General features: G+C 65.0%; 30 protein-coding genes. All 30 read right to left on the reverse strand.

All coding sequences use genetic code 11. The features are described from left to right. Positions 1-63: 63 nt before the first annotated feature. Complete coding sequence (locus tag V5F59_RS13240; RefSeq protein WP_393978606.1) at positions 64-1,080, reverse strand: DNA-directed RNA polymerase subunit alpha; 1,017 nt, start codon at positions 1,078-1,080, stop codon at positions 64-66. A gap of 145 nt (positions 1,081-1,225) precedes the next feature. Next, positions 1,226-1,615 carry a 30S ribosomal protein S11 gene (rpsK, locus tag V5F59_RS13245; protein WP_012116745.1) on the reverse strand — a complete coding sequence of 130 codons (390 nt, stop codon included), beginning with the start codon at positions 1,613-1,615 and terminating at the stop codon, positions 1,226-1,228. Positions 1,616-1,736: 121 nt separating this feature from the next. Beyond that, entirely contained in the window at positions 1,737-2,105 is a 369-nt protein-coding gene (rpsM, locus tag V5F59_RS13250; RefSeq protein WP_393978104.1) for a 30S ribosomal protein S13, read from the reverse strand. Between the two features lie 429 nt (positions 2,106-2,534). After that, positions 2,535-3,122 (reverse strand): adenylate kinase, encoded by a 588-nt coding sequence (locus V5F59_RS13255; RefSeq protein ID WP_393978105.1) that lies wholly within the window; start codon positions 3,120-3,122, stop codon positions 2,535-2,537. A gap of 1 nt (position 3,123) precedes the next feature. Further along, the gene (gene secY, locus V5F59_RS13260) at positions 3,124-4,458 is read right to left on the reverse strand and encodes a preprotein translocase subunit SecY (protein ID WP_393978107.1); all 1,335 of its coding nucleotides are present in this window, start codon (positions 4,456-4,458) and stop codon (positions 3,124-3,126) included. A gap of 329 nt (positions 4,459-4,787) precedes the next feature. Continuing rightward, positions 4,788-5,270 carry a 50S ribosomal protein L15 gene (rplO, locus tag V5F59_RS13265; RefSeq protein ID WP_393978109.1) on the reverse strand — a complete coding sequence of 161 codons (483 nt, stop codon included), beginning with the start codon at positions 5,268-5,270 and terminating at the stop codon, positions 4,788-4,790. A 10-nt stretch (positions 5,271-5,280) separates the two neighbouring features. Beyond that, positions 5,281-5,463 (reverse strand): 50S ribosomal protein L30, encoded by a 183-nt coding sequence (gene rpmD, locus V5F59_RS13270; protein WP_024278458.1) that lies wholly within the window; start codon positions 5,461-5,463, stop codon positions 5,281-5,283. 30 nt (positions 5,464-5,493) lie between these two features. Continuing rightward, entirely contained in the window at positions 5,494-6,051 is a 558-nt protein-coding gene (rpsE, locus tag V5F59_RS13275; RefSeq protein ID WP_393978111.1) for a 30S ribosomal protein S5, read from the reverse strand. 17 nt (positions 6,052-6,068) lie between these two features. After that, positions 6,069-6,431, reverse strand: coding sequence for a 50S ribosomal protein L18 (rplR, locus tag V5F59_RS13280; RefSeq protein WP_393978113.1), 363 nt, complete (start codon positions 6,429-6,431; stop codon positions 6,069-6,071). 12 nt (positions 6,432-6,443) lie between these two features. Further along, the gene (gene rplF, locus V5F59_RS13285) at positions 6,444-6,977 is read right to left on the reverse strand and encodes a 50S ribosomal protein L6 (protein WP_393978115.1); all 534 of its coding nucleotides are present in this window, start codon (positions 6,975-6,977) and stop codon (positions 6,444-6,446) included. Between the two features lie 16 nt (positions 6,978-6,993). Further along, a complete protein-coding gene (gene rpsH / locus V5F59_RS13290; RefSeq protein ID WP_393978117.1) occupies positions 6,994-7,392 on the reverse strand; it encodes a 30S ribosomal protein S8 in 399 nt (132 codons plus the stop codon). 10 nt (positions 7,393-7,402) lie between these two features. Next, positions 7,403-7,708: a 30S ribosomal protein S14 gene (gene rpsN, locus V5F59_RS13295; protein WP_393978119.1), complete on the reverse strand. Its 306-nt coding sequence runs from the start codon at positions 7,706-7,708 to the stop codon at positions 7,403-7,405. Positions 7,709-7,837: 129 nt separating this feature from the next. Next, complete coding sequence (rplE, locus tag V5F59_RS13300) at positions 7,838-8,395, reverse strand: 50S ribosomal protein L5 (RefSeq protein ID WP_393978121.1); 558 nt, start codon at positions 8,393-8,395, stop codon at positions 7,838-7,840. Further along, positions 8,388-8,705: a 50S ribosomal protein L24 gene (rplX, locus tag V5F59_RS13305; RefSeq protein WP_393978123.1), complete on the reverse strand. Its 318-nt coding sequence runs from the start codon at positions 8,703-8,705 to the stop codon at positions 8,388-8,390. Before rplX ends, rplE begins: the two co-directional genes overlap by 8 nt. Next, positions 8,705-9,073 carry a 50S ribosomal protein L14 gene (rplN, locus tag V5F59_RS13310; RefSeq protein ID WP_138398138.1) on the reverse strand — a complete coding sequence of 123 codons (369 nt, stop codon included), beginning with the start codon at positions 9,071-9,073 and terminating at the stop codon, positions 8,705-8,707. The genes rplX and rplN overlap by 1 nt, the downstream gene beginning before the upstream one ends. Positions 9,074-9,273: 200 nt before the next feature. Then, complete coding sequence (gene rpsQ, locus V5F59_RS13315) at positions 9,274-9,522, reverse strand: 30S ribosomal protein S17 (RefSeq protein WP_012113711.1); 249 nt, start codon at positions 9,520-9,522, stop codon at positions 9,274-9,276. A gap of 7 nt (positions 9,523-9,529) precedes the next feature. Further along, entirely contained in the window at positions 9,530-9,742 is a 213-nt protein-coding gene (gene rpmC / locus V5F59_RS13320; RefSeq protein WP_393978125.1) for a 50S ribosomal protein L29, read from the reverse strand. Between the two features lie 10 nt (positions 9,743-9,752). Beyond that, the gene (gene rplP, locus V5F59_RS13325) at positions 9,753-10,166 is read right to left on the reverse strand and encodes a 50S ribosomal protein L16 (RefSeq protein WP_393978127.1); all 414 of its coding nucleotides are present in this window, start codon (positions 10,164-10,166) and stop codon (positions 9,753-9,755) included. A gap of 29 nt (positions 10,167-10,195) precedes the next feature. Further along, a complete protein-coding gene (gene rpsC / locus V5F59_RS13330; RefSeq protein WP_393978129.1) occupies positions 10,196-10,957 on the reverse strand; it encodes a 30S ribosomal protein S3 in 762 nt (253 codons plus the stop codon). Next, positions 10,957-11,337, reverse strand: coding sequence for a 50S ribosomal protein L22 (rplV, locus tag V5F59_RS13335; protein ID WP_238121339.1), 381 nt, complete (start codon positions 11,335-11,337; stop codon positions 10,957-10,959). The genes rpsC and rplV overlap by 1 nt, the downstream gene beginning before the upstream one ends. A gap of 6 nt (positions 11,338-11,343) precedes the next feature. Next, positions 11,344-11,622 (reverse strand): 30S ribosomal protein S19, encoded by a 279-nt coding sequence (gene rpsS, locus V5F59_RS13340; RefSeq protein ID WP_393978132.1) that lies wholly within the window; start codon positions 11,620-11,622, stop codon positions 11,344-11,346. Between the two features lie 11 nt (positions 11,623-11,633). Beyond that, positions 11,634-12,467: a 50S ribosomal protein L2 gene (gene rplB / locus V5F59_RS13345; protein WP_393978134.1), complete on the reverse strand. Its 834-nt coding sequence runs from the start codon at positions 12,465-12,467 to the stop codon at positions 11,634-11,636. A gap of 25 nt (positions 12,468-12,492) precedes the next feature. Beyond that, positions 12,493-12,798: a 50S ribosomal protein L23 gene (locus tag V5F59_RS13350; protein WP_393978136.1), complete on the reverse strand. Its 306-nt coding sequence runs from the start codon at positions 12,796-12,798 to the stop codon at positions 12,493-12,495. Then, positions 12,795-13,415, reverse strand: a complete 621-nt coding sequence (gene rplD / locus V5F59_RS13355) for a 50S ribosomal protein L4 (RefSeq protein ID WP_393978138.1) — start codon at positions 13,413-13,415, stop codon at positions 12,795-12,797. Before rplD ends, V5F59_RS13350 begins: the two co-directional genes overlap by 4 nt. Next, on the reverse strand, positions 13,415-14,143 hold the full coding sequence (gene rplC, locus V5F59_RS13360) for a 50S ribosomal protein L3 (RefSeq protein ID WP_393978140.1): 729 nt from the start codon (positions 14,141-14,143) through the stop codon (positions 13,415-13,417). Before rplC ends, rplD begins: the two co-directional genes overlap by 1 nt. Before the next feature lie 22 nt (positions 14,144-14,165). After that, entirely contained in the window at positions 14,166-14,474 is a 309-nt protein-coding gene (gene rpsJ, locus V5F59_RS13365; RefSeq protein WP_012113701.1) for a 30S ribosomal protein S10, read from the reverse strand. Between the two features lie 71 nt (positions 14,475-14,545). Next, positions 14,546-15,736 carry an elongation factor Tu gene (tuf, locus tag V5F59_RS13370; protein WP_393978142.1) on the reverse strand — a complete coding sequence of 397 codons (1,191 nt, stop codon included), beginning with the start codon at positions 15,734-15,736 and terminating at the stop codon, positions 14,546-14,548. A 66-nt stretch (positions 15,737-15,802) separates the two neighbouring features. Then, positions 15,803-17,878: an elongation factor G gene (fusA, locus tag V5F59_RS13375; protein WP_393978144.1), complete on the reverse strand. Its 2,076-nt coding sequence runs from the start codon at positions 17,876-17,878 to the stop codon at positions 15,803-15,805. A gap of 18 nt (positions 17,879-17,896) precedes the next feature. Continuing rightward, positions 17,897-18,367 carry a 30S ribosomal protein S7 gene (gene rpsG / locus V5F59_RS13380; RefSeq protein ID WP_203191858.1) on the reverse strand — a complete coding sequence of 157 codons (471 nt, stop codon included), beginning with the start codon at positions 18,365-18,367 and terminating at the stop codon, positions 17,897-17,899. A 25-nt stretch (positions 18,368-18,392) separates the two neighbouring features. Further along, positions 18,393-18,764: a 30S ribosomal protein S12 gene (gene rpsL, locus V5F59_RS13385; protein ID WP_012113697.1), complete on the reverse strand. Its 372-nt coding sequence runs from the start codon at positions 18,762-18,764 to the stop codon at positions 18,393-18,395. Between the last annotated feature and the right edge of the window lie 148 nt (positions 18,765-18,912).

The following is an 18,912-nucleotide window of genomic DNA, read 5'->3' on the forward strand; positions in this document are numbered from 1 at the left end:
CGGCGGACGAGCCGGATGAAGGTTGCGCGGCGGAACCCCGGCCCCTGCCGCTTTAGGTTCGGATCAGTAGTGTTCCTCGAAGCGCTTGGCCAGCTCTTCGATGTTCTCGGGCGGCCAGCCGGGCACTTCCATGCCCAGATGCAGTCCGAGGGAGGCGAGCACTTCCTTGATCTCGTTGAGCGACTTGCGGCCGAAATTCGGCGTGCGGAGCATCTCCGTCTCGCTCTTCTGGATCAGGTCGCCGATGTAGACGATGTTGTCGTTCTTCAGGCAGTTCGCCGAACGGACGGAGAGCTCGAGCTCGTCCACCTTCTTCAGCAGGGCCGGAGAGAACGGCAGGGTCTGGATGGCGGTCGTCTCGCTCTCGCGCTTGGGCTCCTCGAAGTTGACGAAGATCTCCAGCTGGTCCTGCAGGATGCGCGCGGCATAAGCGAGCGCGTCCTCGGCCGTGATCGAGCCGTTGGTCTCGATCTGCATGGTGAGCTTGTCATAGTCGAGGATCTGGCCCTCGCGGGTGTTCTCGACCTTGTAGGAGACCTTGCGCACGGGCGAATAGAGGCTGTCGATCGGGATGAGGCCGATCGGCGCGTCCTCGGGCCGGTTGCGGTCGGCGGCGACGTAGCCCTTGCCGGTGTCCACGGTGAACTCGATGCGCAGCTCCGCGCCCTCGTCGAGGGTGCAGATGGGCAGGTTCGGGTTCAGCACCTGAATATCGCCGACGGTCTGGATGTCGCCGGCGTAGAGCACGCCGGGGCCGGTCTTCTTCGCCACCATGCGCTTCGGGCCATCGCCCTGCATGCGGATGGCGACATCCTTCACGTTCAGGATGATGTCGGTCACGTCCTCACGCACGCCGGGGATGGACGAGAACTCGTGCAACACACCGTCGATGTGGATGGAGGTGACCGCCGCGCCCTGGAGCGAGGACAGGAGGATGCGGCGCAGCGCGTTGCCGAGCGTCATGCCGAAGCCACGCTCCAGCGGCTCCGCGATCACAGTCGCGAAGCGCTTGGGGTCGTGGCCCGGATTGACCTGCAGCTTCTCGGGCTTGATCAGCTCTTGCCAGTTCTTCTGAATCACTTGCTTCACCTTGCTTTCTCGCCGGGCCACGGCGACGTCCGGGGTCTTTTGCCTCAACCGGAGGCCGGGCCCGTCCCGATCGGGGAGGAGAAACCGGGCAGATGACCCGCAGAATCACCAGATCCTGCGGTTGTCGAAGAGCAGATCAGACGCGGCGACGCTTGCGCGGACGGCAGCCGTTGTGCGGGATCGGCGTCACGTCACGGATGGAGGTGACGAGGAAGCCGGCAGCCTGCAGCGCGCGGAGCGCGGACTCACGACCCGAACCGGGGCCGGACACTTCCACCTCGAGGGTGCGCATGCCGTGCTCGGCCGCCTTGCGGGCCGCGTCCTCGGCCGCGACCTGCGCCGCGTACGGGGTGGACTTGCGCGAACCCTTGAAGCCCATGGCACCGGCCGAGGACCAGGAGATGGTGTTGCCCTGGGCGTCGGTGATGGTGATCATGGTGTTGTTGAACGAGGCGTTCACATGCGCCACGCCGGAGGCGATGTTCTTGCGCTCGCGGCGCTTCACGCGTGTTGCTTCTTTGGCCATTTGGTCCTTGATCCTTCAGGCGCGCCCGTAGCTCCAGGCGCTCGGGATGGCCCCGCCGGGGCCGATCAATGGATGAGGCCGGCGCAGCCGGCCCCTCCGTCTCAACGGGTCTTGCGACCGATCACTTCTTCTTGCCGGCGATGGGCTTCGCGGGCCCCTTACGGGTGCGGGCGTTGGTGTGGGTGCGCTGGCCGCGCACCGGCAGACCGCGGCGATGGCGCAGGCCACGGTAGCAGCCGAGATCCATCAGCCGCTTGATGTTCATCGCCACTTCGCGGCGCAGGTCGCCTTCCACCATGTAGTCGCGGTCGATGGTCTCGCGGATCTGCAGCACTTCCTGGTCGGTCAGCTGGTTCACGCGACGCTCGGCGGGAATGCCCACCTTCTCGACGATCTCTTCGGCCTTCTTGGGGCCGATGCCGTGGATATACTGAAGCGCGATGACGACGCGCTTGTTGGTCGGGATGTTGACGCCTGCAATACGAGCCACTGCGCTCTCCATGTGAGCCGGGGCCCGAGAGCCGCCGGCCAAGTTGTTCACCCCGCGTCCGGTGGAGGCCGGCCCATGCGGGGACTTGACGGAAACCGCCCCGGATACGACAAAGCCGCCGCCCCGCCCGACCCTTCCGGGTGGACCGAACGGCACCTGTTCCGAAGCGAGGGAGTGCCCATAGCGGAGATTCTCCGCCGGGTCAAGGACACAACGGGTTAGCGACTCGCGGCCAGATCTGCCCGCAGCCTTCCAACGTCAAACTCTCCTAGGATCATATTCCGATCTCCGCATTACCTGATATAGGAATATTTTCCTATTTTCGGAGAAAAGAAAAGGCCCTTTCACTCGGTAGCGCGAAAGGGCCCATCTCCAATTCCGGTACGTCAAAAAGGCCCCCGGCCGAAAAACGGCCGAAGCCCCATGCCCTCACGCCGCCTCGGCGAGCACCCCGTCGATGGCGGCCGTGACTTGGTCGATGGGCGCCATGCCGTCGATCTGCTTGAGCTGGCCACGCGCCTTGTAGTACGGCGCCACCACAGCGGTATCGCGGTTGTAGGCCTCCAGGCGGGTCTTGAAGACCACCGGATCATCGTCCTTGCGCACCGGCTCGCCCTTGGCCTGAGCCTCGGCGGCGCGGTTGAGGATCCGGTTCACCAGCTTCTCCTGGTCCACCACCAGCTCGATCACCGCGTCGAGCTTCATGCCCTTCTCGGAGAGGAGCTGGTCGAGCGCCTCGGCCTGGGCGACGGTGCGCGGGAAGCCATCGAGAATAAAACCGTTCTTCGCGTCCGGCGCCACCAGCCGCTCGGCGATGATGCCAATGACGATCTCGTCGGAGACGAGCCCGCCGGCATCCATGACGGCTTTCGCCTTGAGTCCCACCGGCGTGCCGGCGGTCACAGCCGCCCGCAGCATGTCACCAGTGGAAAGCTGGACGATCCCATGACGGGTCACCAGCCGTTGCGCCTGCGTTCCCTTGCCTGCCCCGGGCGGGCCCAGCAGCACCAGCCTCATCTTACTTCCTCCTCCCCCCGCGCAGCTTGGCCTTCTTGACCAGTCCTTCGTACTGGTGGGCCAACAAATGTCCCTGAATCTGGGACACGGTGTCCATGGTCACGCTGACCACGATCAGCAGCGACGTCCCACCGAAATAGAACGGAAGCGAGGCGTAGGAAATCAGCAGTTCGGGGAAGAGGCAAACCGCCGCAATGTAGGCTGCCCCCACCACGGTGATGCGGGTGAGCACATAATCGATATATTCGGCAGTGCGCTCGCCGGGGCGGATGCCCGGGATGAAGCCGCCGTGCTTCTTCAGATTATCCGCCGTCTCCACCGGATTGAACACGATCGCGGTGTAGAAGAAGCAGAAAAACACGATCAGCAGCACATAGAGCACCATGTACAGCGGTCGACCGTGGCCGATGTGGGTGGTGATCGTCTGCAGCCATTCCGGGCCCGAGCCCTGCATGAAGCTGGCGATGGTGGTGGGAATCAGCAGCAGCGACGAAGCGAAGATCGGCGGAATCACGCCCGAGGTGTTGAGCTTCAGCGGCAGATGCGAGGACTGGCCCTCGTAGATGCGATTGCCCACCTGGCGCTTGGGATACTGGATCAGCAGCCGGCGCTGGGCGCGCTCCATGAACACGATGAAGGCGATCACCGCCACCGCCATCACCAGCATGCCGAGGATCACGGCGGTGGAGATGGCGCCCTCGCGACCGAGCTCCAGCGTGCGGACGAAGGCCCCCGGGAGTTCCGCGACGATGCCGGCGAAGATGATGAGCGAGGTGCCGTTGCCGATGCCGCGGGAGGTGATCTGCTCACCGAGCCACATCAGGAACATGGTCCCGCCGGTCAGGGTGAGCACGGTGGAGATGCGGAAGAACCAGCCGGGATCGGCCACCACGCTGCCCGATCCTTCCAGGCCGACAGCGATGCCATAGGCCTGGAACACCGCCAGCACGACAGTGAGGTAGCGGGTATACTGGTTGAGCTGCTTGCGCCCAGCCTCGCCTTCCTTCTTCAGCGCCTCCAGCGTCGGCGAGACGCTGGTAAGCAGCTGGATGATGATGGAGGCCGAGATATACGGCATGATGTTCAGGGCGAAGATGGCGAGCCGCTCGACGGCGCCACCCGAGAACATGTTGAACAGCCCGATGATGCCCTGCTGCGCGTTCTTGAACACGTCGGCCAGCGCATCGGGATTGATTCCCGGCATAGGGATGTAGGTGCCGAGCCGATAAACCAGAAGCGCGCCGAGGGTGAACCAGATGCGCTTCTTCAGCTCCTCGGCCTTGCCGAGAGCACCGAAATTGAGGTTCGCCGCGAGTTGTTCCGCCGCCGAGACCATGCCTTGCTCCGCTGGATGCCGCCCTCAGGGGACAGCCCTTATATGAGGGCGCAATATGCGGTGCCAAGGAGCTTGGATCCGAGAGAAACGGATCGGCGCGCGCTTTGTTCCGGATGGTTCTGGACCTCGGCCGCGGCCTAAGCGGGAGGCGCGTGCGCCCGCTCGTCACCGGGCTTGAGATCCATCACGCATCCGGTAGCACCGGAGCATCGCCCGGAAAAGCAGATACCCGGCCGAGGGCCGGGTTGCCAGATCAGGGCGCCTGGACGAGACGACGTGCCACGCACCCCAAGGGTGGATGCGGCCGGGCACGCCCGGCCGCTCCGACTTCACTCCGCTTCGGCGACGGCAGGAGCCGCCAGCATCGTCACGGAACCGCCCGCCTTTTCGACGGCGGCAAGCGCCGACTTCGTGGCGTAGGCCACCTCGAGCGTCACCTTGGCCGTGAGCTCACCGGAGCCGAGGACGCGCACGCCGTCCTTGGCGCGACGCAGCACACCGGCGGCGACGAGAGCGGCCTCGGTCACCGGCTGGCCGGCGTCGAGCTTGCCCGCCTCAACCGCAGCCTGGATGCTGCCGAGGGAGACCTCATTATAGTCGAGACGGAAGATGTTGTTGAACCCGCGCTTCGGAAGACGCCGGTGCAGCGGCATCTGACCGCCTTCAAACCCCTTGATGGCGACGCCGGTACGGGCCTTCTGACCCTTGACGCCGCGCCCCGCGGTCTTGCCCTTGCCGGAGCCGATGCCGCGGCCGACGCGCATGCGCTTCTTGCGCGCGCCGGGATTGTCCCTGATTTCGTCGAGCTTCATGTCCCGCTCCTCACTCGACCACGCGGACGAGGTGGGCGACCTTCGCGATCATGCCGCGCACGGCCGGGGTGTCCTTGAGGGTGGAGCGGCGGTGCCGCTTGTTCAGCCCGAGGCCCACGAGGGTGGCCTCCTGATCGAACGGGCGGCGGATCGGCGAGCCGATCTGCTCCACGGTGATGGTCTTGTCGCTCATGGCGCGCTCCTATTCTCCGGTTCGCGCCGCTCAGTCGGTCGCTTCCGCGTCTTCGACGCGGCGGCGGGACTGGAGCTGCGACACCTTGATGCCGCGACGCGCCGCGACCGAGCGCGGGCTATCCTGGTTCTTCAGGGCGTCGAACGTGGCGCGCACCATGTTGTAGGGATTGGAAGACCCGAAGGACTTCGCCACCACATCATGCATGCCGAGCGTTTCGAACACCGCGCGCATCGGGCCACCGGCGATGATGCCGGTACCGGCCGGGGCGGCGCGGAGCACCACCTTGCCGGCGCCGTGGTGACCATGCACGTCGTGGTGCAGGGTCCGGCCTTCGCGCAGCGGCACGCGGATGAGGGCGCGCTTGGCGCTTTCGGTGGCCTTGCGGATCGCCTCCGGCACCTCGCGGGCCTTGCCGTGGCCGAAGCCGACGCGCCCCTTCTGGTCCCCCACCACGACCAGGGCGGCGAAGCCGAACCGACGGCCACCCTTCACCACCTTCGCGACGCGGTTGATGTGAACCAGCTTATCCACGAACGTATTGTCGCGGTCCTCGCGCTCCTGGCGCTGTTCCCTTTCACGGGCCATTGCTGTTCGTCCTCGCGTCAGAACTGAAGGCCGCCTTCGCGGGCGCCCTCAGCGAGCGCCTTGACGCGCCCATGATAGATGTAAGCGCCACGGTCGAAGACGACCGCGGTCACGCCCTTCGCAAGCGCCCGCTCGGCCACCAGCTTGCCAATGGTCTTGGCCGCATCGGTGTCCGCGCCGGTCTTCAGCGAGGAACGCAGATCCTTCTCAAGGCTCGAAGCGGCCGCGAGGGTCTCCCCGTTCGCGTCGTCGATGACCTGAGCATAAATGTGCTGCGAGGTACGATGTACCGACAGGCGCGGACGCCCATTCGCAGCGACGCGGATCGCACGGCGCACCTTGGCCTTGCGGCGCGCCAGCGCCTCCAAATCCTTAGCCATGGTTCGCCTCCGTTACTTCTTCTTACCTTCCTTGCGGAAGATGAATTCGCCGGCATACTTGACGCCCTTGCCCTTATAGGGCTCGGGGCCACGGAATTCGCGGATCTCGGCCGCAACCTGGCCGACCTTCTGCCGGTCGATGCCGGTGATGACCACCTCGGTGGGCTTCGGCGTCACGATCTGGATCCCTTCCGGGATCGGGAAGATCACGTCGTGGCTGTAGCCAAGCGCCAGGTTCAGGTTCTTGCCCTGCACCGCCGCCTTGTAGCCGACGCCCGTAATCTCCAGCTTCTTCTCGAAGCCCTTGGTCACGCCTTCCACCAGGTTCGCCACGAGCGTGCGGGACATGCCCCACATGGCCTTGTGGCGGGTCGTGTCGCCACGCATGGACACCTTGAGCTCCGAGCCCTCGATCGCGGCCTCGATCTCTTCCACGAGCGTGACCTCGAGGGACCCCTTGGGACCCTTTACCTTCACCGTCTGTCCGTCCAGGCTGGCGGTCACACCAGCGGGGATGGCGACGGGCAGCTTGCCGATCTTCGACATCTTGTCCTCCGTCGCGTCAGAACACGGTGCAGAGCACTTCGCCGCCAACATTCTTGTCGCGGGCTTCGTGGTCCGCCATCACGCCCTGGGGCGTGGAGACGACCGCGATGCCGAGACCGTTGGCAACTCGGGGCAGGTTCTTCACCGACGCGTACACGCGCCGGCCAGGCTTCGAGACGCGAGCGATCTCGCGGATCACCGGCGTGCCATCGAAGTACTTCAGCTCGATCTCGAACTCGGTCCGGCCATTGCCGTGATCGGTCGAGGTGTAGCCACGGATATAGCCCTCCGAGCGCAGCACATCGAGCACGCTCGCCCGCAGGCGGGAGCCCGGGGTGGAGGTCTTGTCCTTGCGCCGCATCTGGGCGTTGCGGATGCGGGTGATGAGATCACCGATGGGATCGTTCACAGCCATTGATCCCTCCTCACCAGCTCGACTTCACGAGGCCGGGAACCATGCCCTGGTTCCCCAGCTCGCGCAGCGCAATGCGGCTCATCTTGAGCTTGCGGTAGAAGGCACGCGGACGGCCGGTCACCTCACACCGATTACGGATACGGATCTTCGCGCTGTTGCGCGGCATCTGCGCCAGCTTGAGGGTCGCCTGGAAGCGCTCCTCGATGGGCAGGGACTTGTCGTTCACGATCGCCTTCAGACGCGCGCGCTTGGCCGCCTGGCTCGTGGCCAGCTTGCGGCGGCGCTCGTTCGTCTCGATCGCGCTCTTCTTCGCCATCTCTTGCTCCTGTTCTCCGCGTCTGAGGGAGCGTTGAACCCCTCACAGCCGGAAAATCACCAAACCCTCATCGCCCGGCAGGCCGGACGACGGAGCGCTCCGCTTTCGCGAAGCGCCCCTTCTAGTCGATCACTGGCGGAAGGGGAAGTTGAACGCCTTCAGAAGGGCGCGGGCTTCCTCATCCGTCTTGGCAGTGGTGCACACGATGATGTCCATGCCCCAGATCTGCTCGACACGGTCGTAGTTGATCTCGGGGAACACGATGTGTTCCTTGATGCCCATGGCATAGTTGCCGCGGCCATCGAAACTCTTCGGATTCAGGCCGCGGAAGTCACGCACGCGGGGCAGCGCCATGGTCACGAGCCGGTCGAGGAACTCGTACATGCGCACCTTGCGAAGGGTAACCTTCGCGCCGACGGGCTGGTTCTCGCGCAGCTTGAAGTTCGAGACCGCCTTGCGGGCCCGCGTCAGCACCGGCTTCTGGCCGGCGATCTGGGCGAGGTCGGCGGCGGCGGTCGTCGCCTTCTTGGTGTCGGCAGTCGCCTCGCCCACGCCCATGTTGATGACGATCTTTTCGATCGTCGGCACTTCCATGGGGTTCTTGTAGCCGAACTGCTCGATCATCTTCTGGCGCACCACCTCGTCGTAGTGGGCGCGCAGCCGCGGGGTATAAGTCACCTCAGCCATCGATCCTCTCCCCCGAACGCTTGGCCACGCGGACCTTGCGCCCGTCATCCAGCACCTCGAAGCCGACGCGGGTCGGCTTGCCGTCCTTGGGATCGGCGATGGCGACGTTCGACAGGTGGATGGGAGCCTCCTTGGAGATGATCCCACCCTCCTGGTTCGCCGACTGGCGCTGGTGACGCTTCACGATATTCACGCCGCGGACGAGCGCACGCTCCTCCTTCGGCATCACCTGGATGACCTCGCCGCTGCGACCCTTGTCGCGGCCGGCGAGGACGACGACCTTGTCGCCCTTCTTGATCTTCGCGGCCATCACAGCACCTCCGGCGCCAGCGAGATGATCTTCATATGGTTCTTCGAGCGCAGCTCGCGCGGAACCGGTCCGAAGATACGGGTCCCGACAGGCTCCTTGTTGTTGTTGATCAGAACGGCCGCGTTGCGGTCGAAACGGATCACGGAGCCATCGACGCGGCGGATGTCCTTGGCGGTACGCACCACCACGGCCTTCATCACGTCGCCCTTCTTCACGCGGCCGCGCGGAATAGCTTCCTTGACCGACACCACGATGATGTCGCCCACGTGGGCATACTTCCGCTTGGAGCCGCCAAGCACCTTGATGCACATGACGCGACGCGCGCCGGAATTGTCCGCCACGTCGAGATTGGTCTGCATCTGGATCATGACGCACCTGTTCTCGTCATCCGGCGCCGCCGGACAACCGGCATTGCCTTAACCTCAGTACCGTGCCCGCTCATCGGAACACGGTGTCGCCGCGATGCGGTCTCCTCTCGGCCCTGGCGTTTCAAGCCTTTGGAGCCGACGGACCCGGCATCGGAGCCATCCCCCGCCCGAACGATCCATCCGGGCGGGAAACCCTCATATCAGACCTCGGCGCGCTTCTCACCCTGGATTACGATCCAGTTCTTCAGCTTCGAGATCGGACGGTGCTCCTCGATCCACACCGTATCCCCCACCTTCCAGGCGTTCGCCTCGTCGTGGGCATGATACTTCTTGGACCGGCGCACGGTCTTCTTCAGCAGCGGATGGGTGAAGCGACGCTCCACCCGGACCACCACGGTCTTGTCGGTCTTGTCGCTCACCACGACGCCCTGGAGCACGCGCTTCGGCATCGCTTCCTCACTTCACCTTCTGCACCGGCGAACCGGTGCGCTTCGCAGTCTGCACGGTCTTGATCCGCGCGATGTCGCGGCGGATCTGCTTCGACCGGGCGGTATTCTCCAGCTGACCCGTCGCCTTCTGGAAGCGCAGGTTGAACTGTTCCTTCTTCAGCTTCAGCAGCTCATCGGCGAGCTGATCGGGGCTGAGGGCCCGAACGTCCTCGGCTTTCATGAGCCTCTCCTCACTCGGCGATGCGCTGGATGAAGCGCGTCTTGATGGGCAGCTTGGCCGCCGCGAGGGTCAGCGCCTCGCGGGCGGTCTCGACGCTCACCCCGTCGATCTCGAACATGATGCGGCCAGGCTTGACCTTGGCCGCCCAGTATTCGGGAGCGCCCTTGCCCTTACCCATACGCACTTCGGTGGGCTTGGCGGACACGGGCACATCCGGGAACACCCGGATCCACACGCGGCCGGCGCGCTTCATGTGACGGGTGAGCGCGCGACGGGCCGCCTCGATCTGGCGGGCGGTGACACGCTCCGGCTCGACGGCCTTCAGGCCGAACTCGCCGAAGTTCAATTCCGTGCCGCCCTTGGCGACGCCGTGAATGCGTCCCTTGAACTGCTTGCGGAACTTGGTGCGCTTGGGTTGCAGCATGGCTTAATCGCCTTCTCTCTCGCCGGCCGTCACGCGCGATCGCGGTCGCCGCGGTGGTCACCGCGATCGCCACGCTCACGGTCGCCGCGCTCGCGCCGCTGGGGACGCGAAGAGGGACCGGCTTCCTGCTCGGCCTGGCGCTTGTCCTGCGCCATGGGATCGTGCTCGAGGATCTCGCCCTTGAAGATCCACACCTTCACGCCGCACGTGCCGTACGTGGTGAAGGCGGTGGCGGTGCCGTAGTCCACGTCCGCACGCAGGGTGTGCAGCGGCACGCGGCCTTCGCGGTACCATTCCAGGCGCGCGATCTCAGCGCCGCCAAGGCGGCCCGAGCAATTGATTCGAATGCCTTCGGCACCGAGACGCATGGCCGACTGCACCGCGCGCTTCATGGCCCGGCGGAACGCCACGCGGCGCTCGAGCTGCTGGGCAATGGATTCGGCGACGAGACGGGCGTCGATCTCGGGCTTCCGGATCTCGACGATGTTGATGAAGACTTCCGAGTTGGTCATCTCGGAAACCTTCTTGCGGAGCTTGTCGATGTCCGCACCCTTCTTGCCGATGACCACACCCGGACGCGCCGAGTAGATGGTCACGCGGCACTTCTTGTGCGGACGCTCGATCACCACCTTGGACACCGCGGCCTGCTTGAGCTGCTTCAGCAGCATCTCGCGGATCTTGATGTCCTCGTGCAGGAGCCGGCCGTACTCGCCCTTGTTGGCGAACCAGCGCGAATCCCACGTGCGGTTGATGCCGAGCCGGAGCCCGACCGGATTGACCTTCTGACCCATCAGGCCCGCTCCTCGACTTCCCGCACCACGATGGTGATGTGGGAGAAGGGCTTCTCGATGCGCGAGGCGCGACCGCGCGCCCGCGGCGAGAACCGCTTCATCACCAGACCCTTGCCCACGTGCGCTTCGGCGACGATCAGGTCGTCGACGTCGAGCTCGTGGTTGTTCTCGGCATTGGCGATCGCGCTCTCGAGGCACTTCTTCACGTCGCGGGCGATCCGCTTGTGAGAGAACTCGAGATCGGCGAGGGCCGTCGCCACCTTCTTGCCGCGGATGAGACCCGCGACCAGGTTGAGCTTCTGCGGGGAGACGCGCAGGTTGCGCGCCACCGCCTTGGCTTCATTGTCCGCGAGCGCGCGGGGCTTTGCCTGCTTACCCATAACCGATCACCGCCGCTTCGACTTCTTGTCGGCCGCGTGCCCGTAGTAAGTCCGCGTCGGGGCGAACTCGCCGAACTTCTGGCCGATCATTTCCTCGGTGACGTTCACGGGCACATGCTTGTGACCGTTGTAGACGCCGAAGGTTAAGCCCACGAACTGGGGCAGAATGGTGGAGCGCCGGCTCCAGATCTTGATCACGTCGCGACGACCCGAACCCGAAGCGGCTTCCGCCTTCTTCAGCAGGTAGCCGTCGACGAACGGGCCTTTCCAAACAGAGCGAGTCATGTCTCAGGCCCTCACTTCTTGCGCTTGTGGCGGCTGGACACGATGAACTTGTCCGTCGCCTTGTTGTTGCGGGTCTTCTTGCCCTTGGTGGGGAAGCCCCAGGGGGTGACCGGATTGCGGCCGCCCGAGGTGCGGCCTTCGCCGCCGCCGTGCGGGTGGTCCACCGGGTTCATGGTGACGCCGCGGTTATGCGGACGCTGCCCGAGCCACCGGCTGCGCCCGGCCTTGCCGAGCGAGATGTTCATGTGGTCGGGGTTGGACACCGCGCCCACGGTGGCATAGCAGCCGCCGTGCACGAGCCGCTGCTCTCCGGAGTTGAGGCGCAGGATCACGTAGCCCTGGTCGCGGCCGACGATCTGCGCATAGGTCCCGGCGGAGCGGGCGATCTGGCCACCCTTGCCGATCTTGAGCTCGACGTTGTGGACGATGGTGCCCACCGGCAGGGACGACAGCGGACCGGCGTTGCCGGGCTTCACGTCCACCTGCTCGCCGGCGATCACCTTGTCGCCCACCGCCAGGCGCTGCGGCGCCAGGATGTAGGCAAGCTCGCCATCCTCATACTTCAGGAGGGCGATGAACGAGGTGCGGTTCGGGTCATACTCGAGCCGCTCGACCGTCGCCGACACGCCGCGCTTGAGGCGCTTGAAGTCGACCAGGCGGTAGCTCTGCTTGTGACCGCCACCACGGAAACGAACGGTCACGCGACCGTTGTTGTTACGCCCGCCCGAGGAGCTCTTGCCCTCGGTCAGGGTCTTCACCGGCTTGCCCTTGTAGAGGCCGGAGCGGTCCACGATCACGAGCTGGCGAAGGCTCGGCGTGACCGGCTTGAAATGCTTCAGCGCCATGGTCTTATCCCGTTCCCCTCAGCTCTCAGAGGCCCGTGGTGATGTCGATCTTCTGGCCCTCTTCGAGGGTCACGACAGCCTTCTTGACGTCGCTCTGGACGCCCTTCCGGCCGCGGAAGATCTTCACCTTGCCCTTGCGGACCAGCGTGTTCACGCTCTTGACCTTCACGTCGAAGAGCTTTTCCACGGCCTCCTTGATGGCAGGCTTCGTGGCAGTCTTCGCGACGTTGAAGACGACCTTGTTCTGCTCGCTCGCCGTCGTCGCCTTCTCGGTGATGACGGGTGAGACGATCACGTCGTAATGACGCGGTTCGATGTTGCGCGTGCTCATTTGAAGCGCGCCTCCAGCGCGTCCACGGCGGCCTTGGTCAGGACCAGGGTGTCGCGGCGCAGAATGTCATAGACGTTGATGCCCTGGATGGGCAGCACGTCCACGTAGGGCAGGTTGCGCGCCGCGAGCGCGATGTTCTGCTCCACCTGGGCGCCGTCCACGAAGAGAACGGACGAGATGCCGAGATTGGCGAGACGCTCCTTGAGCGCCTTGGTCTTGGGATCGGCGAGCGACACGTTGTCGAGCACGACGATCTGGGCGGCCTTCGCCTTGGACGACAGCGCATGCTTCAGGGCCAGGGCGCGCACCTTCTTCGGCAGATCGATGGCGTGCGAACGCACCACCGGGCCGAAGGCGCGACCGCCGCCGCGGAACTGCGGCGCAGACGCCGCACCGTGGCGGGCGTTACCGGTGCCCTTCTGCTTGTACATCTTCTTGGACGTGCGGTTGATCTCCGAACGGCCCTTGGTGCGATGCGTGCCGGCCTGGCGGCGGGACAGCTGCCAGGTGACGCAGCGGTGCAGGATGTCCGCGCGCGGCTCGAGACCGAAGATCTCGTCCGACAGGGTCACGGAGCCGGCTTCAGAGCCGTCGAGCGTCTTGACGGTGAGTTCCATCACGCGCCCTCCTCGTTGCTGGCTTCAACCGCGGGAGCGGCGTCCGCACCGTTGGCGAGCTTGAACGCGCCGGGCTTGGGGGCCTCGGCGGGGAGCCGCTTCTTCACCGCGTCGCGCACGGTGATCCAGCCACCCGCATGGCCGGGGACGGCGCCCTCGACCGCGATCAGGCCGCGCTCCACGTCGGTCATCACCACCTTCAGGTTCTGCGTGGTGACGGTGACATCGCCCATGTGGCCAGGCATCTTCTTGTTCTTGAAGGTCTTGCCGGGGTCCTGACGACCGCCGGTCGAACCAATCGAACGATGCGAGATGGACACGCCGTGCGAGGCGCGAAGACCACCGAAGTTGTGGCGCTTCATGCCGCCGGCGAAACCCTTGCCGATGGTGGTGCCGGTCACGTCCACGTACTGGCCCACGACGAAGTGGTCCGCCGTGATCTCGGCGCCGACGGGGATCAGCGCCTCTTCCGGCACGCGGAACTCGGCCATCTTCCGCTTCGGCTCCACCTGAGCGATCGCGAAGTGGCCGCGCTCGGCGCGGGTCACGTTCTTGGGCTTGCGCCGGCCAGCACCAAGCTGGACCGCAACATAGCCGTTCTTGTCGAGCGTACGGTGGGCAACCACCTGGCAGCTCTCAACCTTCAGCACAGTGACCGGCACGTGCTCGCCAGCATCGGTAAAGATGCGGGTCATGCCGACCTTCTGGGCGATGACGCCTGACCGCATGGTCGTGTCTCCTCGCACCACGTCAGAGCTTGATTTCGACGTCAACGCCAGCGGCGAGGTCGAGCTTCATCAGCGCGTCCACCGTCTGGGGAGTCGGATCGACGATATCGAGCAACCGCTTGTGCGTGCGCATCTCGAACTGCTCGCGCGACTTCTTGTCGATGTGCGGAGAGCGATTGACGGTGAACTTTTCAATCCGCGTCGGCAGCGGAATCGGGCCGCGTACCTGCGCACCCGTGCGCTTGGCCGTGGCGACGATCTCGCGCGTCGACGCATCGAGGATGCGGTGATCGAACGCCTTGAGGCGAATTCGAATGTTCTGGCCGTTCATGGCTCAAAGGCTCCGGGGAATGAAGGACGCGCGCGCCTTGCGCGGCGCGTCCCCGTTTCTTCTTGTCTAAATCACTCGATGATGGAGGCGACGACGCCGGCGCCGACGGTGCGGCCGCCTTCGCGGATGGCGAAGCGCAGCTTCTCTTCCATGGCGATCGGCACGATCAGCGCCACGTCCATGGACACGTTGTCACCCGGCATCACCATCTCGGTGCCTTCGGGCAGCGTGCACACGCCGGTCACGTCCGTCGTGCGGAAGTAGAACTGCGGGCGGTAGTTGGTGAAGAACGGCGTGTGGCGGCCGCCCTCTTCCTTCGTCAGGATGTAGGCCTCGGCCTTGAACTTGGTGTGCGGCTTCACCGAACCCGGCTTGCACACCACCTGGCCACGCTCCACGTCCTCGCGCTTCGTGCCGCGCAGCAGGATGCCCACGTTGTCGCCCGCCTGGCCCTGGTCCAGCAGCTTGCGGAACATCTCGACGCCGGTCACCGTGGTCTTCACCGTCGGGCGGATGCCGACGATCTCAACTTCCTCGCCCACCTTGATGATGCCGCGCTCCACGCGACCGGTCACCACCGTGCCGCGGCCGGAGATCGAGAACACGTCCTCGATCGGCATCAGGAACGGCAGGTCAACCGGACGCTCGGGCTGCGGGATGTAGGCGTCGACCGCCTCCATCAGCTTCAGCACCGCGTTCTTGCCCAGCTCCGGATCGCCGTTCTCGAGCGCCACCAGCGCCGAGCCGCGGATGATCGGGATGTCGTCCCCGGGGAAGTCGTACTTCGACAGAAGCTCGCGCACTTCCATCTCCACGAGCTCAAGAAGCTCGGGATCGTCGACCATGTCGCACTTGTTCAGGAACACCACCAGCGCCGGAACGCCCACCTGGCGGGCCAGCAGGATGTGCTCGCGGGTCTGCGGCATCGGGCCGTCCGCCGCCGACACCACCAGGATCGCGCCGTCCATCTGCGCCGCACCGGTGATCATGTTCTTCACATAGTCGGCGTGCCCGGGGCAGTCCACGTGCGCGTAGTGGCGGTTCGAGGTCTCGTACTCCACGTGAGCGGTCGAGATCGTGATGCCGCGCGCCTTCTCCTCAGGCGCCTTGTCGATCTGGTCGTACGCGGTGAACGTCGCGCCGCCCGTCTCCGCAAGAATCTTCGTGATCGCTGCCGTCAGCGACGTCTTGCCGTGGTCCACGTGACCGATCGTGCCGATGTTGCAGTGCGGCTTCGAGCGGTTGAACTTCTCTTTGGCCATGGGACTCTCCGTTGGGTCTCTCTGGCGTGATCCCTAAGGGTGAAAGTAAGGTTCAGGCCGACGCCGTCAGGCGTACTTGGCCTGGACCTCCTGAGCGACGTTCGACGGCACCTGTTCGTAGTGGTCGAACTGCATGGTGAAGGTGGCCCGGCCCTGGCTGAAGGAGCGCAGGGTGTTCACGTAGCCGAACATGTTCGCGAGCGGCACCATCGCATTGATGACGTTGGCGTTGCCGCGCATGTCCTGGCCCTGGATCTGGCCACGGCGGGAGTTGAGATCGCCGATGACGGAGCCGGTGTAATCCTCCGGCGTCACCACCTCGACCTTCATGATGGGCTCGAGCAGGACCGAGGAGCCCTTCTGCAGAGCCTCACGGAACGCCGCGCGGGACGCGATCTCGAACGCCAGCGCCGAAGAGTCCACCTCGTGGAAGGCGCCGTCGGTGAGCGTCACCTTCACGTCCACCACCGGGAAGCCCGCCAGCACGCCGGCGCCGAGCACGCTCTCAAGGCCCTTCTGGACGCCCGGGATGTACTCCTTCGGCACCGCGCCGCCGACGATGGCGCTCTCGAAGGCGAAGCCCTTGCCCGCCTCGTTCGGCTCCACCGTGAACTTCACCCGCGCGAACTGGCCGGTACCACCGGTCTGCTTCTTGTGGGTGTAGTCCACCTCGGTCTTCTTCGTGAGGGTCTCACGATAGGCAACCTGAGGGGCGCCGATGTTGGCGTCCACCTTGTAGGTCCGCTTCAGGATGTCGACCTTGATGTCGAGGTGCAGTTCGCCCATCCCCTTGAGGATGGTCTGACCGCTCTCGAAGTCGGTGGACACGCGGAAGGACGGATCCTCGGCGGCGAGCTTGGAGAGGGCGATGCCCAGCTTCTCCTGATCGGCCTTGGACTTGGGCTCGATGGCGATCTCGATGACCGGCTCCGGGAATTCCATCTTCTCCAGGATCACGGCCTTGGCCGGATCGCAGAGGGTATCGCCGGTGCGCACGTCCTTGAGGCCGGCGAGAGCGACGATGTCGCCCGCATAGGCCTCCTTGATGTCTTCCCGGTTGTTGGCATGCATCAGCAGCATCCGCCCGACGCGCTCACGCTTGTCGCGGGTGGAGTTGAGCAGGCCCATGCCGGTTTCCATCTTGCCGGCGTAGACGCGGCAGAAGGTGATGGTGCCAACGAAGGGATCGTCCATGATCTTGAACGCGAGCACCGAGGTGGGCTCTTCGTCCGACGGAAGACGGACCGTCTCTTCCTCGGTCTTGAAATCGATGCCCTTGATGGCGCCGCGATCGATAGGCGACGGCAGATAGTCCACCACCGCGTCGAGCAGGGGCTGAACACCCTTGTTCTTGAAGGCCGAGCCGCAGAACACGGGATTGAACTTGCGCCCGATCACCGCCTTGCGGATCAGCGACTTAAGGGTCGCCACATCCGGCTCGACGCCGTCGAGGTAAGCGGTCATGGCATCGTCGTCGAGCTCGACGGCGGCTTCCACCAGCTTGTTGCGGTATTCGGCAGCCTTGTCGGCGAGATCCGCAGGGATCTCCTCGTCGTGATACTTGGCGCCGAGGGCCTCATCCTCCCACACGACCGCCTTCATGCGGACGAGGTCGATGACACCCTTGAAATTGTTCTCGGAGCCGATCGGCAGCTGGCAGCACACGGGGTTGCCGGCCACGCGGTCGATGATCATCTCGACGCAGCGGTAGAAGTCGGCGCCGATCTTGTCCATCTTGTTGACGAACACGATGCGCGGCACGTTGTACTTGTCCGCCTGGCGCCACACCGTCTCGGTCTGCGGCTCGACGCCCTGGTTGCCGTCCAGCACGCACACGGCGCCGTCCAGCACGCGCAGCGAGCGCTCCACCTCGATGGTGAAGTCCACGTGCCCGGGGGTGTCGATGATGTTCAGGCGCTTGCCGGCCCAGATCGCGGTCGTCGCGGCCGACGTGATGGTGATGCCGCGCTCCTGCTCCTGGGTCATCCAGTCCATGGTGGCAGCGCCATCGTGGACTTCACCAATCTTGTGGCTCTTGCCGGTGTAATAGAGGATCCGCTCCGTGGTCGTGGTCTTGCCGGCATCGATGTGCGCCATGATGCCGAAGTTGCGGTAGTCCTCGATCGCGTGAGTACGGGGCATGGAAGTCGTCCTCTCCGATCACCAGCGATAATGCGAGAACGCCCGGTTGGCCTCAGCCATACGGTGCGTGTCTTCGCGCTTTTTCACGGCAGCGCCGCGATTGTTGGCCGCGTCGAGCAGCTCGGCGGAGAGACGCTCCACCATGGTCTTCTCGTTGCGGGCCCGGGCGGAAGCGATGAGCCAGCGGATGGCGAGGGTCTGGCGACGCTCGTTCCGCACTTCCACCGGCACCTGGTAGGTCGCGCCACCGACGCGGCGGGAGCGAACTTCCACCGCCGGAGCGACGTTCTCCAGAGCCTGGATGAACACCTCGACCGGGTCGTGCTTGGCCTTGCCCTCGACCACGTCAAGGGCGCCGTACACGATGTTTTCGGCCACCGACTTCTTGCCGTCGCGCATGACGGAATTCATGAAGCGCGACAGGGTGGTGGACCCATACTTCGCGTCCGGGATGACTTCGCGGCGCTCGGCCTTGTGACGACGGGACATCGTTCAGTTCCTCACTTCAGCCGGATCACTTCGGACGCTTCGCGCCGTACTTCGAACGGCGCTGCTTGCGGTTCTTGACGCCCTGAGTGTCGAGCACACCGCGCAGGATGTGGTAACGCACGCCCGGAAGGTCCTTCACGCGGCCGCCGCGGATCATCACCACGGAGTGCTCCTGAAGGTTATGACCCTCGCCGGGGATATAGCCGATCACTTCGTAGCTGTTGGTGAGCCGCACCTTGGCAACCTTACGCAGAGCCGAGTTCGGCTTCTTCGGGGTCGTGGTGTAGACACGCGTGCAAACGCCGCGCTTCTGGGGGCTCGCCTGCAGCGCCGGCGCCTTGTCCCGCGCCTTCTGCGCTTCGCGCGGCTTACGGATCAGCTGGTTGATCGTCGGCATGTACGCCTTCGCCTCGTCCTGATCTGCGGCCTTGACCGCATCCTTGGTTCAACGATCCTTGCGGGACCGCCACGACTGGCCCCGAAGGGCCCTGAATTCCACTCGCACCAACGAACACGAAAGGCGCTGTCCGCCGCCCGCAGCCGGG

The organism is Xanthobacter nonsaccharivorans (assembly GCF_043194755.2).
GTDB lineage: Bacteria > Pseudomonadota > Alphaproteobacteria > Rhizobiales > Xanthobacteraceae > Xanthobacter > Xanthobacter autotrophicus_G.

Coding starts and splice junctions, on each gene's coding strand:
- rpsK (WP_012116745.1), bottom strand. CDS start 1,615: ATGGCCAAAGAAGCAACACGCGTGAAGCGCCGCGAGCGCAAGAACATC.
- V5F59_RS13255 (WP_393978105.1), bottom strand. CDS start 3,122: ATGAGGCTGGTGCTGCTGGGCCCGCCCGGGGCAGGCAAGGGAACGCAG.
- secY (WP_393978107.1), bottom strand. CDS start 4,458: ATGGTCTCGGCGGCGGAACAACTCGCGGCGAACCTCAATTTCGGTGCT.
- rplO (WP_393978109.1), bottom strand. CDS start 5,270: ATGAAGCTCGACGAAATCAGGGACAATCCCGGCGCGCGCAAGAAGCGC.
- rpmD (WP_024278458.1), bottom strand. CDS start 5,463: ATGAGCGACAAGACCATCACCGTGGAGCAGATCGGCTCGCCGATCCGC.
- rpsE (WP_393978111.1), bottom strand. CDS start 6,051: ATGGCCCGTGAAAGGGAACAGCGCCAGGAGCGCGAGGACCGCGACAAT.
- rplR (WP_393978113.1), bottom strand. CDS start 6,431: ATGGCTAAGGATTTGGAGGCGCTGGCGCGCCGCAAGGCCAAGGTGCGC.
- rplF (WP_393978115.1), bottom strand. CDS start 6,977: ATGTCGAAGATCGGCAAGCTGCCCGTCGCCATCCCCGCTGGTGTGACC.
- rpsH (WP_393978117.1), bottom strand. CDS start 7,392: ATGGCTGTGAACGATCCCATCGGTGATCTCATCACCCGCATCCGCAAC.
- rpsN (WP_393978119.1), bottom strand. CDS start 7,708: ATGGCGAAGAAGAGCGCGATCGAGACGAACGAGCGCCGCCGCAAGCTG.
- rplE (WP_393978121.1), bottom strand. CDS start 8,395: ATGGCTGAGGTGACTTATACCCCGCGGCTGCGCGCCCACTACGACGAG.
- rplX (WP_393978123.1), bottom strand. CDS start 8,705: ATGGCCGCGAAGATCAAGAAGGGCGACAAGGTCGTCGTCCTCGCCGGC.
- rplN (WP_138398138.1), bottom strand. CDS start 9,073: ATGATCCAGATGCAGACCAATCTCGACGTGGCGGACAATTCCGGCGCG.
- rpsQ (WP_012113711.1), bottom strand. CDS start 9,522: ATGCCGAAGCGCGTGCTCCAGGGCGTCGTGGTGAGCGACAAGACCGAC.
- rpmC (WP_393978125.1), bottom strand. CDS start 9,742: ATGAAAGCCGAGGACGTTCGGGCCCTCAGCCCCGATCAGCTCGCCGAT.
- rplP (WP_393978127.1), bottom strand. CDS start 10,166: ATGCTGCAACCCAAGCGCACCAAGTTCCGCAAGCAGTTCAAGGGACGC.
- rpsC (WP_393978129.1), bottom strand. CDS start 10,957: ATGGGTCAGAAGGTCAATCCGGTCGGGCTCCGGCTCGGCATCAACCGC.
- rplV (WP_238121339.1), bottom strand. CDS start 11,337: ATGGGTAAGCAGGCAAAGCCCCGCGCGCTCGCGGACAATGAAGCCAAG.
- rpsS (WP_393978132.1), bottom strand. CDS start 11,622: ATGACTCGCTCTGTTTGGAAAGGCCCGTTCGTCGACGGCTACCTGCTG.
- rplB (WP_393978134.1), bottom strand. CDS start 12,467: ATGGCGCTGAAGCATTTCAAGCCGGTCACGCCGAGCCTTCGCCAGCTC.
- V5F59_RS13350 (WP_393978136.1), bottom strand. CDS start 12,798: ATGAGCACGCGCAACATCGAACCGCGTCATTACGACGTGATCGTCTCA.
- rplD (WP_393978138.1), bottom strand. CDS start 13,415: ATGGAACTCACCGTCAAGACGCTCGACGGCTCTGAAGCCGGCTCCGTG.
- rplC (WP_393978140.1), bottom strand. CDS start 14,143: ATGCGGTCAGGCGTCATCGCCCAGAAGGTCGGCATGACCCGCATCTTT.
- rpsJ (WP_012113701.1), bottom strand. CDS start 14,474: ATGAACGGCCAGAACATTCGAATTCGCCTCAAGGCGTTCGATCACCGC.
- tuf (WP_393978142.1), bottom strand. CDS start 15,736: ATGGCCAAAGAGAAGTTCAACCGCTCGAAGCCGCACTGCAACATCGGC.
- fusA (WP_393978144.1), bottom strand. CDS start 17,878: ATGCCCCGTACTCACGCGATCGAGGACTACCGCAACTTCGGCATCATG.
- rpsG (WP_203191858.1), bottom strand. CDS start 18,367: ATGTCCCGTCGTCACAAGGCCGAGCGCCGCGAAGTCATCCCGGACGCG.
- rpsL (WP_012113697.1), bottom strand. CDS start 18,764: ATGCCGACGATCAACCAGCTGATCCGTAAGCCGCGCGAAGCGCAGAAG.